1 protein-coding gene (cut by a window edge) is annotated in these 19,406 nt (G+C 57.5%); it reads left to right on the top strand.

Annotated elements, in window-relative coordinates; genetic code table 11:
- Positions 1–85 precede the first annotated feature (85 nt).
- Positions 86–19,406, top strand: partial view of a beta strand repeat-containing protein gene (locus C8N45_RS05480; protein ID WP_108385246.1) — the 5' portion only. Its footprint extends 12,017 nt past the window's final position; only the first 19,321 of its 31,338 coding nucleotides appear in the window; it begins with the start codon at positions 86–88; the stop codon falls past the right edge of the window.

The raw sequence follows: 19,406 nt of genomic DNA, 5'->3' as shown, positions 1-19,406 counted from the left end.
ACGGGTCCCACTGCCGTTGGTTGTTGGAAAGATTAATTTTCGTCCTTGGGATACGGGAATTCCGGGGCAAAGGAAGGATTGACGCATGTCAATGCCATTTGATCGCCAGGCTGCTGGAGTTCTCCCTAAAATCCCATTGAACAGACGGAATCGCGCACGGTTGCGGCGTCACGACAGGGCCCGGTTTGACCGCATCAAGGAAGCCGCATGGCGTTTGATGCTTGATCCGATGGAGCAGCGCGTCCTGCTAAGTGCGGACCCTTTGAATATTTCCGCTGTTTCGCTGGCTGGCGCGGCTGATTCAGACGCTTTGACGGTCCGGTTTTTTGAATCAGATCAAGGCGATGGCCTGGGCCTGCGTCAAAGGGTTGGCGTGTCTTGGGAGGGTGGACCCGAAGATATTACCGTCCTTAATCTGGGTCCTGCCGACAGTGGAAATGGCAACGATTATAGCCTGAACAACAGCTTTGTAATCAATACCGGTGCTGGTGACGACCAGGTGTCGGTTGTGTTCGAAGCTATGACAGACCCATCCGCCGACTTCGATATCGTCCTGAATACCGAAGGCGGCAACGACACGATCACGATCACTGACTTCTCGGGGGGGTTCACTGGCAGTCTGAACCTGAACGCAGAAAGCATTGTCGTAGATGCAGCAATCGGATCAGATACGGCACGTGTGGGCGCTGTCGATCTGAATGCGACTGATAGCGCGATCGGCACATTTGTCGGGGCGACCTCTGCAACGGCGAGTGTGACGCTGAATGCCGACATCTATTCTGATGACGTCATTTCCGTTTCTGCGGACGCTGGCATTGACGCGACGCAATCGACGCTTGGCTTGCAGGCCAGCAATTTTGATCTGACAGCGGCAGCCAATGTGACTGTCGGCGAGGATGTCACAATCGACGGTGACGCAGTTTCCCTGACGGCCGATACCGATGTGGATCTGACAATTACCGGTGACTATTTGCTCGCCGCTGTTTCCGTGAATGACATTAACACCACAACTACCGTCGAGGTTCGTGCGGGTGCATCCATCATCGCGGCGAGCGGCGATGCAACGCCGGGCATTGATGGCGATCCGTCCTTGAATATCGCGGCCAGCACCAACACCGATGTGAATATCGAGCTGACGACGCTCAATGAATTCCTTGATAGTTTGCGCGACACAAGTGGCAATGTCGAACTGGTCAGTGAAACGTCAAGCGGCAATGGCTATGATTTGCTTGTCTCTACACTTGATATTGATCGCGATACCAGCGTCGAACTCAACGGGACGAGTGCGGCAGACAATGTCACGCTTGGTGCGGGCGGTGACGCCAATATAGCGGCGACCAGTGGCGGTGATATCCGCAACATTGTCACGTCTGACTTTGTTGGTGTTGCCACAACCAATTTTGGCACTGACATCACCGAAATTCTGGGCACCTTTGTCAACAGCAACACGCAAGGCTTGTCCTTGCAGGCAACATCGCTGACGCAGACCGAAACAGAAGGCAAGGCCGCCATCAACGATGTGGACATCGGGCGGACGCATATCGGGATGGCCAATGCTGTCTTGGACGCCGGTGCAGAGGATTTGACCCTCGCGGCCACCGATAGCGCCCGTTTTTATGCGACTTCAACCTCGACCTCGATCAATGCAGAAAGCTATTCCCGCGTGCAGTTGGGCTATGCCGCCGCGCTGAACATGCTGGACCGCGACACCACAATTACTCTGACGGATAGTGATCTGGACACAACCGGCATCCTTTCTGCGAAAGTTGAAAGTTCTGTCTGGTCTGTTGTTCTGTCTGAAAAACTGCAGCGGCAGGGCGTCACAAACGCATCAAACGGTGTCGACCAGTGGAGCTTTAGCGGCACCCTTGCCGTGAACGAAATGAACGGCGACGTGGCCCTGACGGCCACGAACACCACCTTTGACGGCGCGACCGTCATGATCGATGCGGACAACACTGCGATCTTCTCGTCCCGCTCGGAATCCGGCACATCGCTGACGGGGTCCAGTGGCGGGGCTGTTGGTATTTCAGTGGCCATGAACGTGCTGGGCGTGGATGTGGGCAACTACCTTGGGTTGGCCATCAATACGCTGATCGGTATTGATCTGGGGTCGTCACTAGCCCCTTACGGCGCGACGGTCACATTGACGAACTCTGCCGTCACGGCCACAGGTGCGGCCTCTGTTACGGCTGACAACATGTTGCAGGCCAGCGCGTTCATGTCGAACGCGGCCAAAACTTCTGCGGATTCCGCATTCCAGAATTCGGCCGGTGCGGCGGTTGCCTTTGTCCTTGCGCAGAATAAAATCGCGACCCGTGCCAAGGTTGAAGTGAACGGCGGTGCCGGTATCAGCGGGGCCACACTGGATGTGCTGGCCACAGATGACACCACCGTTGCCGCTGAAACGCTTGTCGTGTCGGACAGTGTGACATCGTCAAACTTCGGGCTCAGCCTGACCGACGAGTTGATTGCGACCTTTGCCGATGCGACTTACCGCACCGATGGCACAAACGCCTATACAGATGGCGTGCGCGGTCTGACATTGGTGCGCGAAGCTGATCCGACGGTGACAGTTGGATTTGGCGACACCGTCATGGCGATGCCGAACTACCTGGAATCCGACGGCGGCACAGCGACCCCCGACACCATTTATAAATTCATGGTCGATGGCACCGAAGAGGTGAACCTCGCCACCGAAGATTTTTCTGACAAGTCGCGCTGGCGGGCAGAGCTTGCCACAGACATTATCCCTACCGGACTGAATGCGACCGATGCCAACAGTCAGGCCTTTGGTGGTATGTTGGTGCGCAACGATGTGAAAACTGAATCTGCGATTACGGTCACAGGCGCGGCACTCACAACCGCCGCCGGCGATGCGATGATTTCCGCTACGGAATCAAGCAACGTGACGGCCAAGGCTGACATCGGGATTTCGTCGTCTGGCGGCAGCAGCGTTACCGGCAAAGGCGACAGCCGTGCCGTTGGTGGCGCAATTGTCATCAACACCGTCATCGGTGAAGCGACAGCCGTTCTGACGGATATTGATGGCACGGATATCGCGGGTAAATTGTCTGTTCTGGCGACCAGCACCATCACCCTTGATGCCCAGTTGAAAGCGCTTGTGAACACCGGCAGCGAAGCTGGCCTGCTTTTGATCGCGTTCAACACGCTGGGCTATGACGCGGGCAACATCGCATTCCAGACGCTTGATGCGCTGATCGGGCTTGAAATCGGGACCAAGGATGTAGCGACAACAACCGCTGGCATCAATTCCGACAACGTAAGTGCAGGCGCGATTGACGTGATCGCGACAAATGAGGCGACACTGACATCAAGCCGCGATTCCAACGCGTCCTCTGCCGCAGCGGCGGCGCAGGGTGCTGGGGGTGAAGTTCTGGCGGGAACGCTTGTGTCAAACGCTTTGGCTGGTGGTGCAGAGGCTTATATCATCAATGCCACAGTCACAGGTGTCGTCACGGACACAGGGGCAGTTCTGGTCAAGGCGGATGACGCTGCCACCCTGAATGCCACCAGCGCGTCAGTCACAGCGCAGTCAACCAGTAATGACCTGTTTGTTGGCGTGATCAATGAAACCGCGCAAAAGCTGCTGGATTCCTATAAATTCACAAGCTTGTCCGGGACCCGCGACCTGACCTTTGGCGATGATGTTTACGTCGATGGCACGGTCTTCCGCTTTATGGGTGATAGCGCAACAGATGTAGATCTGGGCACCGAGAATTACACCAACGTCAATTTGTGGAAAGAAATGACCGCAACGACGATTGTGCCTTCCAAGCTGGCAACATTGTTGATGAAGGTTGCTGGTATGAAGGGTGGCGGATCAAAGTCCACCTTTGCCATGATCACGCGCAACGAAGTTGAAGGTGGTGCCGAAGCCTATATCAAGGATGCGACTGTCCTATCTGCTGGCGATATTGCGGTCACTGCGGCTGAGCGGTCCAGGCTGAATGCGGTGGAAGCCAGCGAAGTTGAGGCAAAAGAAGCAGGCGCTGGCGTTGTCGCCACAAACTCTGTTCTGTCACAGGCCAAGGCATTTGTCGAAGACTCGGACCTGACCGCAGGCGGCGCAGATGGTGCCATCACGGTAGAGGCGCTGAACCTTATTGTGGCTGATGCCACCGTGACCCTGACGGCCGTGGCCAAAGCCGAAACCGTTGGCCTTCTGTTTGCCTTCAACACGGTCGGCTATGACAACCACAACATCTTTTTCCAAGCTGCAGAGGCGCTGTTGGGGTCTGATTATCTGACCCCACTGGTGACGGACATCCAGACCTACGGTGCTGAAGCCTATGCCAACCGCGCCAACCTGACCGCCGAGGGCGACATAACCGTCAGTGCCGAAAGCCGCGAAGCACTGGGCACGATTGATCAAGCCGCTGTTGATGCGCAGGCGCTGAATGATCTGGGCGTCGCCGATGGCGATAGCGACGATGCTGACGACGATGCGGCCGTTGCGGTTGCACTCAAGGCGCAGTTTATTGCGCTGGGCATTCTTCCTGCGGATTCAGAGGCAACGCTGACCGTCGAAACACTGGCAGAAGAAGCGCAGTGGTATGTGTCTGATGATGCGGGCAACCTGTGGCAGCTTCTGGCCGAAGTGCAGGACGATGGCACGACCGATCTGAATGTCTATCTGGTCAACCTGCTGAATGCACGGATCGGCAATGACCAAAAAGTCAAAGCCAAGAACGATCTGGCCCTCGTTGACCGTTTCCTTGCGCAAAAGAAGTTGGACAAGGACAGGGCAGAGGCCGAGAAAAAGGGCGAAGAATTCAAGGGCAAGCTGAAGTATGGCGCCAACGGGGCTGCCGCTGGCGGTGTTCTGGCTTCTAACAAGGTGCTCAGCGAAACCAAGGCGTGGATTGGTGGCGATGTGGCCACGTTTGAGAGCACGGGTACCGTTTCTGCATTGCGCGACGGCGATATCGTCCGCGCTGCCGATGGCACGCTTTATCGTTTTGATGGCGACGACCGGGTGCGCGTCACCGACTATGACAACCTCAGCATCGCTGAGCCTTTCACACTTGTCGCGGATGACACGATCAAGCTGGTCACAGCCATTACCGCCGATGATGGCACCGAATTCGCAGCTGGCGATATCCTGTCGTACACCGGTGCAGACCTGAGCGATGCTGCCGGCATCGACCTGATCGCCGCTATCATTGCGAATGGTGGCGATTTTGATGTGGTCAATCCCGTATTGTCCATCGATCTGAGTTCCGAAAATTACAACGGTCCTGACTGGACCGAGGTGACCGATGCGCGCGCCTTTACTGTGCAATCGAACAACGGCGCCCTGACAGTCTTTGCAGCTGATACAGCCAATGTGCGCGCGGATTCGTCGCTGACCGTTTCGGCCATTGTCGAAAACAACATCGACGGCTTCCAGAAAATTGCCAACCAGCTGACGCAGGAAGACTATAGCTTTACGACGTCCTCGGGGACAAAGGACCTGATCGAAGGTGACGTCGTGCGTATTGGTGCGCTCGGCCCCAACTCTGAAGAAGGCAAATTCTACCGCTTTGAGGGCGCGACCGCGACGTCAGTTGATCTGAGCGCTTTGACGGTTGGCGGTGGCGGCTTGCTTGACCTGACAAATGACACTCTCTGGACCGAGATTTCCGACGACAGCGATCTGTCTGATGTGCTGTTCCCGAGCCTCGGCAATCTGGCGGATTCCAACAGTGTCGCCAACGGCGGCATCATTGTTCTGAATGATGTGCAGGGTGGCGTTTCCGCCCTGATCGACACGATGAATGCCATTGCCGATGGTGATATCACTGTTGACGCGCTTGCGAATGCGACGTTGCTGGCGCAGCTGGCCTCTTCGGTCGAAAGCTCTGGCGGTTCTGCCTGGGGGTCTGGCGACTCCATCGCGCGCCAAGGTGTGATTTCGACCAACGCCGCCCGCAACTCTGCCACGGCAGAGATCAAGGATTCCGACGTTTCATCGACCAATGGCAGCGTGGATGTGACTGCTGCCCAGCGCACGGTCATGGATGCGACGCTGAACGCCACCGGCAAAACAGGTGATGAAGTCGTGTCGGTCACACTGGCATTCAACACGCTGGGCTATAATGCCTCAAACGTGCTGTTCAACACGGTCGAAGCCGTGTCGGCAGACCCAGCTTTCCATCGGCTTGTGGACCCATCTGCCCCCGCTTCGGCCATTGCGAAAATTACCAACAGTGACGTTGACGCCAGTGTTGACATCACCGTGGACGCAAGGTCGGAAGAGTTGCTGAACTCCACAGTATCGAACACAGCCGAGTCTGCTGCGGGCGCTTTGACAGGTGCAAACGGCAAGTCATTTGGCCTGATCATCGCGTCCAACAAGGTGCTGGGCGAAGCCAAAGCGCTGATCGATAACGCTGATGCCGCCGCAGACGCCAAGATTGACGCAGGCGACAATATCGCCGTGACAGCGACCGACACACAGCGGCACTTTGCGAACGTGAAACTGGTCTCTGCCAGCTCGACCCTGAATGATGCCGGTGCTGCGGTGTTGCAGGAAACGCTGAATGATGTGACCCCGGTTGATTGGGTCAGGTCCGCTGCTACGTCGCAGGAAGTTGCATTGCGCTTTGGCCATCTGGTGCGCATGCCTGACGATGGCGGCCCCTTTGCGGGCAAGGTCATGGAATACATGGGCCCAAGTGACCCGGCCCAAGGCGAAACGGTCTATGCCTCAACCGACCGTGTGACCGATCTGGTGCAGGGTGATCTGGTCCGTGTGGTCGATGAGGCCACAGGAGTTGCGACCTTCTACCGCTACGACAATGCGACCCCGCTGCCGCGTGATCCGAACCGGATCAACAGCATTGATCTGTCCGCGGTTGATTACGGCACGACCGACTGGGTCGAAGAAAACACCAACGCCGATGGGCTGCGCTATGACGGTGTTGTCGATCTGGCGACGACTGATTTCAGCGATGCCGACTACTGGAAGGAGTCCGTTTCCAGCCAGATCATTCCGCAGGGCCTGAACATCCCCAGCGGCGGCGATCAGGACAGCGACAGCGTCGCGACAGGCGCGATGTTCGTCTACAACCAGTTGATCGGCGAAGCACAGGCAGATGTGTCAAACGCCACATTGGAGGCCGACGACGATATCACAATCCGCGCGACCCTCAGCAGTGAAATGAAGGCGACGACCGATGCGGCGACATCTTCTTCCGGGGGTACAGTTGCAGGCACGGGCACAAGCCGTGCCGTCAGCGGCGTTGTTGCGACGAACCTGCTGACCGGGTCGGCCACAGCATCGGCCCAGGATGCCAGCCTGACTGCGCAAGCGGATGCCACCGACACAACCGGCACCGTCACGGTCGAAGCGATCAACGGGGTCAAGATGACCGCGCTGACGTCGGCAAACATCGCGACAGGTGATGAAGGCTATAACATTGTCCTTGCCTTCAACTCGATGGGCTATAATGCCACCAACGTCTTGTTCAACGCATTCGGCGCTCTGATTGGCGATCCTGACCTGACAAACGGGGCAGAAGACACCCGGAATCCCGTTGAAGCCTATGCCTTCATGTCCAACGTGCAGGTGATTGCCGCTGACGCAATCATCGTGAATGCGGTGAACGAGGCGGAACTGATCGCCGAGGTCAACAACGAGACCACAAGTGCGGCCAGCGCCTTTGTCGAGGCGTCCGGCACTACGGGCAGTGGCGTGCTGTCGCTGAACAAAGTGCTTTCCAGCGCCCGCGCAGAGGTGACCGGCGGCTATTCGGCTGCGGATGGCGGCACGGTCGATATCGTCCGGGGTGATTTTGTCATCGCAGCGGATGGCACCGTTTATGAACGCACCGGCGGAGGAATCCCCGGCTTTGACCTGACCACGCCAATCACAGACGGTGGCGGCTGGACAGAGCGCGCCGAAGGTGTCGCCGCGATCAACAGCCTGCAGGCCGGCGGCGCGGTTATCGTCACATCAAGCGATGATGCGCTGATTGACGCCAAGAACAAGATGGCGACAGCGACCACCGTTTCGAACGATGGCGGCCTGTCGATCTTTACCGGCGCGCTCGAGACGCTGATGGCGGATTACGCCTTTACAACCGCCTCAGGCCTGCAATTCCTTCTCCAAGGGCAGCGGGTTCTGGGCCGTGCCCCAACCGATCCGACTGAAGAGCGCAAGAAATATACCTACATCGGCGAAAACAGCGAAGAACCTGTTGATCTGGCGACGGTGGATTTCTCTGACACGGACCTGTGGAAAGAGGTGATTGTCACGGACATCGAAAGTCTCGTGCCAAGTTCAATCAGCCTGAACGTCACCCAGTCAGATGCGACGGCAGTTGGTGTACTGTTGTCTGTGAACGACCTGCAATCGTCTGTCAGGACAAAGCTGGCCGGTGCAGATGTTGATGTGACGGACGGTTTTGTCTTTGTGTCGGCTGTCGAGAACGCCAAGATCGACGCCAAGAACGAAGGGTTCGTCAAAGCCAAGGGCGGGTCGCTGTTTGCGGCAGACAGCAATGTGATTGCGGTCAATGCGAATATCGCAACCAACAATGTGACGTCTACATCCTCTGCCGAGGTGGTCGATGCAGATGTCACCGTCGGCAACGCCAATGAAACCAACGAAGCCAGCCGCACGCTGGATATCGGTGGCCGTGCCGAACAGCGCGACGACGAAGGTGCTGTGATCCGCGAGGACACGCAGCAGTTTGTAACGCCCGAAGACGGCGACATGACCGTCTATTCCAACAACACAGCGCAAATCGATGCCACACTTGATACAACCACCATCGCCGAGGGTGGCGGCGGAAACACTGTTGCCGTCGGTGCCTCTGTTGCGTTCAACTCTGTGGGGATTGATGCGCAGAACGTACTGTTCAATTTGGCTGATACGTTTGTTGGGACAACGGTTGCGACGCCAGACCCAAGCAGCGCGACAGCGCGCGTGGCCCGTTCAACTGTCGATGTCGCCGACGACCTGATCGTTGATGCGGACAATAACACCATCATTGACGCCGAAATCATGAACGCAGCCGTGGCAACGGGTGTTTCCCTTGCGGATCAGTCGAACGCCATATCTGTTGGCGTGATTATCGCGATGAACCGCACAGCGTCGGATACGACCGCTGAAATTGTTGATTCCAATAGCGTTCAGGCCCGTCGCGGGTCTGTGACAGTCACGTCTGATGATATGGCCGCGATCAATGCCGCCGTGACGGCAACCAGCGTTTCTGCTGCCGTGGGTACAGGTGGATCGAAGTCCGTGTCTGTTGCGGCAAGCTTTGCCCGCAACGAAGTGAATTCGAATGCCGATGCGTCGATTTCCGGCGCCAGCATTCTGGCCGGTGAAGATATTGCCGTCACTGCGATGCGCGATGCCAGCATCACCGCCCAAGGTCTGTCTGCGGCAATGGCTGTTGGCCTGTCGGCCGGTGGCAGCTCTGGCCAGATCAGTTTCTCTGGCGGTGCTGCGGTTGGGTTCAACTCGGTCAACGGGCAGGCGCATGCGGATGTGACCAACAGTACCCTGAATGCCGGTGATGAAATCACGGTCGATGCCGACAGCAACAGCCGGATTGACGCGACCGTTCTGGCGGCCAGCGTCAGCGGGGCCTTTAACCTTGGCAACGGTGCCACAGGTGTTGGCATCGGTGCGGTCTATGTGGACAACGTCATTGGCTATAGCCAGACAACCCCGACCCTGACCGGAACGGTGCTTGACACAACGGATTCCGTGACCACGATCACGAATGGCACCTACGTACAGGGCACCGAAGGCAGCCCGATTTCGGGTCAGACCTACCGCTACATTGGCGCAAGCCCGCGTCAGGTGACGGATTCAGAAGGCAACGTCATCGCCAACGGTGTTGACCTGCGGATCGAGGATTTCGCTGATGTATCCCTGTGGGAGCGTGTTGACCTGACCAAGGGTACGCAGGCGACAGCCTATGCGTCCATGGACAATGTCTCCGTCGCAAGCGGAGCGGCTGACACACCGCCCGTCCTTGTGAGTGTCACAGCAGATTCCGCCCAGGCGATCACCGCGACTGCCGCCGCTGCTGCGGTTGCGCTTGCCGGGTCCACCGGCGGTGCCCGCGCGATTGCAGGCGGTGGCGCTGCCGCGCGCAACATGATTGCAGGCGGTGCCGTAGCCGAAATCACCGGCGCAGGCAGCGACGTGAATGCAGACGCGGTCGAGGTCAAGGCAAACGACAGCAGCACGATCAACGCACTGACAGCAGCAGCAGCGGTCAGCGCCTCTGTCTCTGGCGGGACATCCATTGCCGCGTCGATCGGGCTGGGTCTGGCCTTCAACGAAGTCGATAATAACGTAAGCGCCCGTATTGTCGGCGCAGATGTGACGACAACCGCCACCGATGGTGTCACGGTCGAGGCCGTCGTCGCCCCCGGTGCCAGTTTCGTCGCCGATAATGCAGATGCGGCAGTGACCGAAGAGTCGCTGAACGATCTGACAGTCACTGACCTGAACAGTGCCGGAAATGCAGCCGAAGCGACTGATGCGTCGGAGGATTCAACCACACGCGCGGTGCTGGTTGGTCTGATGGATGCGAAACTGACCGATACGTTGGTCGCAGATACAGTTGATGACCTGAGCGAACTGGCATTTTCGAAGGCAAATGATGGCACCAAGTGGGTCATGGTCGACGGCCTTGGCCGGACCTTCAACCTTGCCTTCAACGACAGCGGCGTCCTGACATTCGAAGTTGCGACGATATCCGCAGTGACCGGAGCTGCCGCCTTTGCGGTTGGCGCAGGCAGCAATGGTTACGCCGTTGCAGGTGCAGGCGCTTATGGTCAGAACGTGGTTCTATCCAGCACGTCTGCTTATCTGGACGGGGCTGAGATTAATGCGGGCACCGGCAATGTCAGCATCACTGCCGACAACCAAAGTTCAATCAACGCGCTGACCGTTGCGGCGGCCATTTCTGCCGGGTTTGGCAGCACGGGTGTTGGCGTATCCATTGGTGCTGCGATTGCGCAAAACCTGATTGGGGCGACGACCTCCGGTTCTGATCCGGTGCTGACGACGGCTTATATCAGGGACAGCTCCGTCGTGACGTCGGGCGACGTTGATGTGACCGCAACCTCGAACCAAAAGATCAACGCGGTGAATGTGGCCGGGGCCGTGTCAATTGCGGCAGGCAGCAACGGGATCGCTGTATCCGGCACTGGCGTCTATGTGCGCAACGTGATCGACACAAATACGACCGCCATGATCGAGGGCGATGCCACGACATTGCTGCCATCGGGCTACAGCATTGACGCCGCATCAGTTGACGTTTCGGCCACGAACAACGCACAGATCAACGCGGTCGCAGGTGCAGCTTCCATCGCGGCGGCAGCAGGGTCGACTGGCGTGGGCGTATCCATCGGGGTCAGCGTTGCCCAAAACGAAATTGACGGCACAACACAGGCTGTCATTCGCAACGCCATCACTGGCGGCGTGAATGCCACAACCGGCAATGTAAATGTGACGGCAACAGACGTGGCTCAGATCAACGCGCTGTCCGCTGCGGCAGGACTTGCGGCTGGATTTGGTGGCACAGGGGTTGGCGTATCGCTGGCGGGCGCTTTGGCGTTCAACCGGATTGGTGCAGGAGTGGCCGCAACGATCAACAACGCGCGTGTTCACACGCAAACGGGTGGCGTTTCTGTCATTGCCTCCAGCGAAGGCCAGATCAACGCCGCTATCGTCAGCGCATCAGTGGCGATTGCTGCGGGTGGTACCGGTGTCGGTGTGGGGATTGGCGCGTCTTATGCCAACAACATGATTGGCCATGATTACACAAATCCGGCAACGACATTCACCAGCGACCAGACCCTGACGCCGGGCCAACAGCTTGTCACCGGCAACACCGTGCGTGTCACCCAAGGCATGAACGCAGGCCGCACGTTTGAATATATTGGCACAACGCCGTTGCAGCCGAACCAAGACACCAATGCCGATCAGGCGCTGAATGGCGCTGATAACATTCCTCTGATTGGCGTTGACTACAACAATGTCGAACAGTGGAAAGAAATCGGCATAAGCCGCACACCTGCCCCTGTGACCGCATCAATCATCAACAGCAGCATTGATGCTGCCGCTGATCTGAACGTCGAAGCTACGACAACCCAGACCATCAATGCCGCATCCGTTGCGATTGCCGCAGCACTGGCTGCGGGTGGCACAGGTGTTGGCGTTTCGCTGTCCGGTGCCGTTGTCCAAAACAGGATTTCAACCGCGCCACATGCATTCATTCAGGGCGTTGGCGCCGAAGGGATCAGCGCGCGCACCATCACGGTCACGGCCGAAGATGCCAGCGCAATCAATACCGCTGCAATCGCGGCAAGCCTGTCTGTTGCAGGTGGTGGCGTCGGTGTCGCCGTGTCGCTTGGCGTCTCGCTGGCCTTTAACACCGTTCAAAACGACGTGCAGGCCTATATTACCAACGCAGGCAACGTCTCTGCGACTGGCACGAACGCTGATGGCGAAGGTGTGGTTGTGCGGGCAAGCACCGCTGGTGACGAAGCGCCAACTGACCTGCCAGCCAGCCTGACACCTGCCTACATCAATGGCGTTGCAGATAACGACAACACTGATGACGCACTAAACAGCGCACTGGCCGCCATTGACACTGTTGATGGCGAATTGCGCGTCACCATCATTGAGGCGGGCAGCCGCTGGGCCGTGGTCGACGAATCCGGCCGGGCGTGGAACCTGACTTACGAAGGTGGACAGCTGAAAGCGCAGCGCACAACCATCAATGCGATTGCAGGCGCGGTGTCTGTCGGTGTTGGCATTGGTGGCACAAGCGTTGCAGTCGCGGGGGCAGGTGCATTTGCCGTCAACGTGGTCTTGTCGAACGTCACAGCGCATATCACGGATTCAATCGTCTCGGCGACAGGCGGCGATATCAAGGTTGACGCGGACAGCGCCAGCCTGATCAACGCAGCGGTCCTGACCGCATCACTGGCCGCAAGTGCCGGTGGCGTCGGTGTGGGGGTGGCCCTTGGTGTATCGGTTGCCCGCAACTTCATCGGCAAGGATGCCCAAGGCAACACGGTCGCAAACACCGGGCTGACCCAAGCCCGGATCACCAACAGCACAATCACCGCGCAAGGCGACGTCAATGTGCTTGCTGACTCGCTCAAGACCATCAACAGCCTCGTTTTTGCAGGCTCTGCCGCGCTCAGCGCCGGGTATGTCGGGGTGTCTGTCGCCGGGTCTGGTGTCTATGCCGAAAATGCCATTGCGGGAACAACCCATGCCACCATCGACATGGGCAACGGCAATGTGACCGGTGATGCGATCACCGTAAACGCGGCGGATTCCTCAAAGATCGAAGCAATCGCGGGTGCCGTCGCTGTATCAGTGGCGATCGGCTTTGTGGGCGTGGCTGTGTCCCTGGCCGGTGCATATGCCGACAATGATATTGCGAACGTCACTTTGGCAGACATTACCGAAACATCTCCTGCCACAGGCAGCGTGATCGCAAACGCGGGTGATATCACGGTCAACGCCAGTGACGTGGCCCTGATCCGCACGATTGCGGCAGCCGCGGCCCTATCCGTTGCGGGTGGTGCAGTCGGTGTTGCAGTGTCGGGGTCCGGCGCGGCGGCGACGAATCGGATTGGCAACACAACAAGATCCGAAGTTGTCGGTGCCACGCTCGTGGCGAACTCGGCAAACCCGGTGGAAGTGGTTCTGGTGCAGGCCTACGAGCGCGATGCCGCTGGTGAACTTGTCCTCGATGCAAACGGGCTGCCGATTCCACTTTTTGAAACGGACGCAGCGGGCGAAGTCATTTTCTACAATGCCGATGGCACGATTGCGACTGTCAATGCAGATGGCAGCACGACGCCAGCGGGTGCGCAGCCGCGTGCAATCCTGACACCGCAGCAGGAACAGGCGCGCGCGGGCGCGGACAGCGTTATCTTTAACGCTGACGGCACCATCAAGTCTGAATATTCCGGCCTTCAGGTGCAGGCGCGCGATGCCAATGGCGTATTGAGATACAACATCACGTATAATGAAACGACGGGCACCAACGAATTTGTGCCGGTCCTTGTCGCATTGACAGGCCCGCTGGCCACCAATGATGCGGTCTATCTGGCAGATGGCAACCCGCTGTTCGTCAACAGGCTGGTGCCGGGTACGCCTGTTGCACAAGACATCAATGTCACGGCTGTCAGCAATGGCCGGATCGACGCCGAAATCATTTCGGCGGCTGTGTCGCTTGGTGGCGGCGGGGTCGGTGTTGGCGTCTCTGTAGGCGGCTCGCTCGCGCGTAACTTCATCGGCAACGGCGCAAATTCCGGCGTGTTCGCCGCAGTGCGCGGTGGTGCGAACCTGACAGCGAAAACTGACATCAATGTGACCGCCAGCATGACGTCCGAGATTGACGCCTATGTCGGTTCCTTCTCTGTTGCACTTGTCGTTGGCGGAGTCGCCGTTGGTGCTGCCGGGGCAGGTTCATTTGCTTATAACACGCTGAACTATGGCGTCGGCGTTTCGGTTGACAGTTCAACACTGAACGCCGGTGGTCTGGCGAATATCACTGCAACGGACGATGCAACAATCGACGCCTCGGTTGAATCTGCCGCCGTGGCCGCTGCTGCCGGTGTTGCGGCATATGCTGGTGCTGTGGCGGTTTCTTTGGCCGAAAATACGGTCAGCAACACGATCACTGCAACCTTGCACAACAGTGACGTGAATGCGGGCAACCTGACGCTCAGCGCGACGGATGACACAGAAGTCGACGTTGAAGCCCGCGCTGCCGCCCTGTCGGTTGCAGCCGGTGTCGGCGCGGCGGTGTCCGGTGGTGGGGCGTTGGCCCAGATCACGGCGGACAGCACGGTTTCTGCCGTTGTGTCCGGAACGGGCAATGACGATGTGATCGTCGTCCCCGGAACAATGACAGTCGAAGCCATCAACAGCTCTGATCTGGATGCCGAAGTCGAAGTCTTGTCGGTTGCGGCTGGATTGTTCGGCTTCTCGGCTGCCGGATCGAAGGCGATCATCAACACACGTCAAAGCGGGTCTGCAAACAGTGTCACCGCGCGCGTGGGTGGCGTGAACCTGACCGCTGGCACGCTGGACATCGATGCGCGCTCGCAGATCAAAACCAAGGCGAACGTCGAAGGCTTCTCTGCTGCGGCAACGGCTTCTTTGGGTGTAAGCGAAGCGATTATCCGCACGGGTGCAAAAATTGTGACCGAAGTCGGATCCTCAACCGGGTCACTGACGGTTGGCACGCTGACGGCAACTGCGGGTTCGGAGTCCACGACCCCAACGGGATATCTGGCAGATGCGACGGCTCAGGCGTCAAGCGGTGCGATCCTGATTGGCGCAAGTTCGACGACGGTTGTTGTTGAAAATACTGACAATATCGCGGCACGGATTGCCACGGATGCGACCATCAACGCAGATAATCTGGTGATGGACGCCTATTCCAACGTCAAGCAGAGGGGCCTGTCATCAGCGGCCGCTGCGGGTCTTGTCGGTGTGGGTGCGGCGACGTCATCGGTCACGTCGGACACCAATGTCGCGGCGACCGTTGGCAACCGCGCGGATATCACCGGCGGCAATGTTGTGATCCTTGCAAGTGGCGTGACCGACCACGCGGCCCTGACAAAGACAGGTGCCTATGGTCTGGCATCAGGAGCTGCGGCGCGGCCTGTTACGCGGGCGACAGCGAATATTGATGCGGTTGTTCTTGATGCGTCATCCACGGCCAACCGTGCTGACATCGACATCACCGGTCTGTTCCAGATCGGAGCCTCACAGACCAGCAAGATCGACACCGAAGTCGAAACCGACGCATTTGGTGCGATTGCGGGTGCGGGCGCTGATGCGGATAATTACATTACCTCAACCGTTGACAGCGGCATTGGCAACAACGCCAAAGTGTCCTCTGGCACGATGGTTCTGACCGCCAATAACCGGTTGGATCGGGTCGATAACGGTGGCAACGATGTTGACGCGCAGACAGGCGGTATCGCGTCTGGTGCGAGTGCGAGCAGTAATACAACAGTCAACTTCGACACGACAGTCACCTTTGGCAATAACGTCGATGTCGATACATCGGATCGGTCGGGCAACCTGTTTGCCAAGGCCTTCAACGAAATCAACATCGTGGACAAGGTCCGTCTGGAAACCGCAGGTGCCGTGTCCGGTGCCGGTGCGTTCCTGTCGCTTGACGCCCGCAATGTGTCTGCCGACATCATCGTTGGCACCAACGCCGATATCGAGGCGCTCGGCGAGCTTGAGTTTGAAGCCTCTGGCAAGTTCGATATCTACTTGCAGTCCTATTCGGAAACATATGGTGCGGCCACGGTCGCGCTGGGCAATGCGTTTATCGATGTAACGCCAGCCAACACGATCACGATCAACGAAAATGCCACAGTGCTGTCGCACGGCGACATGTTCATGTCGACCGGAACCGACAAGGATCTGACGATTGAAACCGTCAAGCTGGAGGCACGGGTCGATAACATCGCGGGTTCCGCAATCCCGATTGACGATCTTGAGACTCGCGCGCTGTATCTGGCCGAGAATATTATCGAAATCAAAGGCGGTGCGCTGGTCGAAAGCTTCCAGAACATTGACCTGAACGCTGACGAACTGGGATTCGGCTCTGTCATCGGGATGGCCAAGGGGACCAACTGGGCCTCTGCCATTGGTGACGCGATCGACAGCGCCTTTGGTGGCAGCAACAATGATACCGGTCCGGGCTTTGGTCTGGCCGATGCGCGGTCGCAGATCATCAACGATGGGACAGTGCGCACAGGTGCACGGCGCAACCTGAATCTGGACATCACGGGCATCATCAACGTGGGGACAGAAGAAAACCCTGTTGCCGGTCTTGTGATGGACGGCACCCGTGACGAATTTGGAGAGTTGATCATCAAGGCCACGCTGGGGCAGGCGGGAATCCGTTCGTCGGGTCAAATTGCACTCGAAGAAGCCCGTCGCAACCTGACCACATATGGCTATGACCAGTCAGGTAATCAGCTGGATAATGAATTCACGCGGTTCTACCTGGACGAAATCAGCCGGATCGAACAGGAAATGCTGGCAACTGGTGAAGCTGTCCAGCTGTCCAATGGCCGTATCGTGCCGCGTGACCGCGTCGATTTTGTTATCTCTGTTGATGATATCGTTGCAGCGGCCGGCCGTGTCCGCATTCTGACTGACCAGTTGCACGGGTCGGGCACATTTGATGCGCCCAAAGATGTTGAAGTCACAATCACCAACGACACGATCGCGTCGATCCTGTTCAATGAAATCATCATTCCTGAACAAAACGGCGGTGTGTTCTTTAACGGATATGAAGTGACCGATGTCACCAATTCATTGACGCAAAGCGATGCGGAAAATGTCGCGGCAGTGAATGCGGCCATTCAGGCAGAAAACGCAGTCAGCGTCAGTAAGGACAATGGCCCGCTTGCTGGTACGGGCATTGCGCCTGTCGCACTTCAGGTGCCAACGCTGAATTTCTTGCCAAGCGGCATTTCCGACCCCAGCAGCCCCGGCCAAAGTGCGCCATTGATCGACATATCCGTAACGCTGAACACGCGACTGGTGGATCCCGAAGATACGGCATTCCTGGATCAAACCGATGGCGTGAATCGCCCTGTTGATCAAAATATCATCTTTGCCGGCGACATCTATGCGCCATTGGCAAATCTGCAGATTATTGGCCCTGATGGCCCCAACGATGTGAACATCGAGGTGCGCGGCACTGTCAACACGGCAGGGTTCCAGGCCGATGTGGGCGGAACCATCAGCATCATCACCAAAGGCACGGTACATGTGTCTGGCGATCCTTATGGCAAGTTCATCAATAGCGGTGTGATCGGTAATGGGACAGCCTCTGCCCTTATTACGCTTAATATTGGCGGAACCGATTTTGCGATACTCAGTTCTGGCGTCCAGACGCTGGCAAATAATCTGGATCAGAGCCCGTCGACATCTCCTGATGACCGTACTGGCGATACACGGACAGTCAGCCTGCAAGCCAACACAATCAATGTGCGCGGCGGCTATATCAACATAAACGGTGTCGTTCAGGCTGGTAAGGACACCTTCAACCTGACACTTGGCGATTATGAACAGCGCCAGATTGAAAGAGCGGGCGCAGGCGACACGCGTATTTATCTGAGCAACTCTGACTTCATTGCCACATATAACCGTGGCACAAATAGCCTGACCATTATCGGTATGGCACCGAAGGGTGGTGAGATATCACTCGAAGGTCGGATCGTCAGCACCAGCCAGGGTCAGCTGATCTCTCATGCTGGTTATCCGCGTATCTCGATTACGAACAACATGGGCCTTGCTGGTCTGAACCTTGTCGTCGAAGACATGAATGTCGATACCAAGGGTCGCGGGACAATCATCATCAAGGACAAGAACCGTGGTGTCCGCAGCGATGGCTCTGATCTTGCCCTGTACGAGACGAAATATGTCACCGACGCCAACGGTGTGGTGTCCTCCAGCACGATCCTGATTACTGATCCCAGCCAGACGCTTGGCGGTGTGACAGTCGCAAACACGCGCGGTGTTGATGGCACAGGGCGCATCATCGCGTCAGATACATTCCAGACGGTAGAAGGTTTCCGCTACGGCTGGATCGTGGGCGAAGGGTCACGCACTGAAATCATTCAGGAAGAGACACAGAACAGTTGGTTGGGTATCGATTTCCTTATCCCTGATCTGACGTCTGTCCCTGTTGTTGATACCACGGTGCTGAGCCGGTCACTGGTGCCGAATTCGAACTACTTCTATCAGGTCAATGACAAGGATACCTATAACGACCTGAGCAAGCCGTGGGATTATACTTACGATTACGACCGCACGACGCTTGAACGCACCTCTGAACAGACCGGTTATCGCAGCACGACCACGTGGTATGGCAAGACATCAACGTGGCGTCAGTTTACAACGATCGAAACCAACTTTGACAAGCACACGCATACCATTGCAGCCGACCGCGATATCGGCATCAGATTCATTGGCTACAATGCCGGTGCAATCAACATCAACGCTGGCAGTGCGAACCTGATCGTTGCCGGTCAGATCACGAACTCCACCGGGACCACCAACCTGATCACGCAAGGCAACCTGACGACCGCAAGTTATGGCGATGGCGGATCAGTCGCGCAAGTCACTGGCCGCATTGTGAACATCACTGCCAACGGAAATGTCGGTGAACGTAACCGGAGCATTCTGTCAGCGGATGCGCCTGACGTTTCGACCGCGCTCAGCTCTGTTCAGATCAGCCTGATCGACGATGTGACCGCACAGCTGAACGTGACTGCCGGTGGCGATATCTTCCTGCAACAAAAGACCGGCGATGTCCGCGTTGGCACAATCCAATCGCTTGGCGGTGGCCGAGTTGAATTGATCG

Origin of the sequence: Yoonia sediminilitoris, from assembly GCF_003058085.1 — a bacterium.
In the GTDB taxonomy this organism is placed as follows: Bacteria; Pseudomonadota; Alphaproteobacteria; order Rhodobacterales; family Rhodobacteraceae; genus Yoonia; species Yoonia sediminilitoris.
Note: the sequence above shows the minus strand (reverse complement) of the source record. Positions and strands in the feature narration are given on the sequence as shown.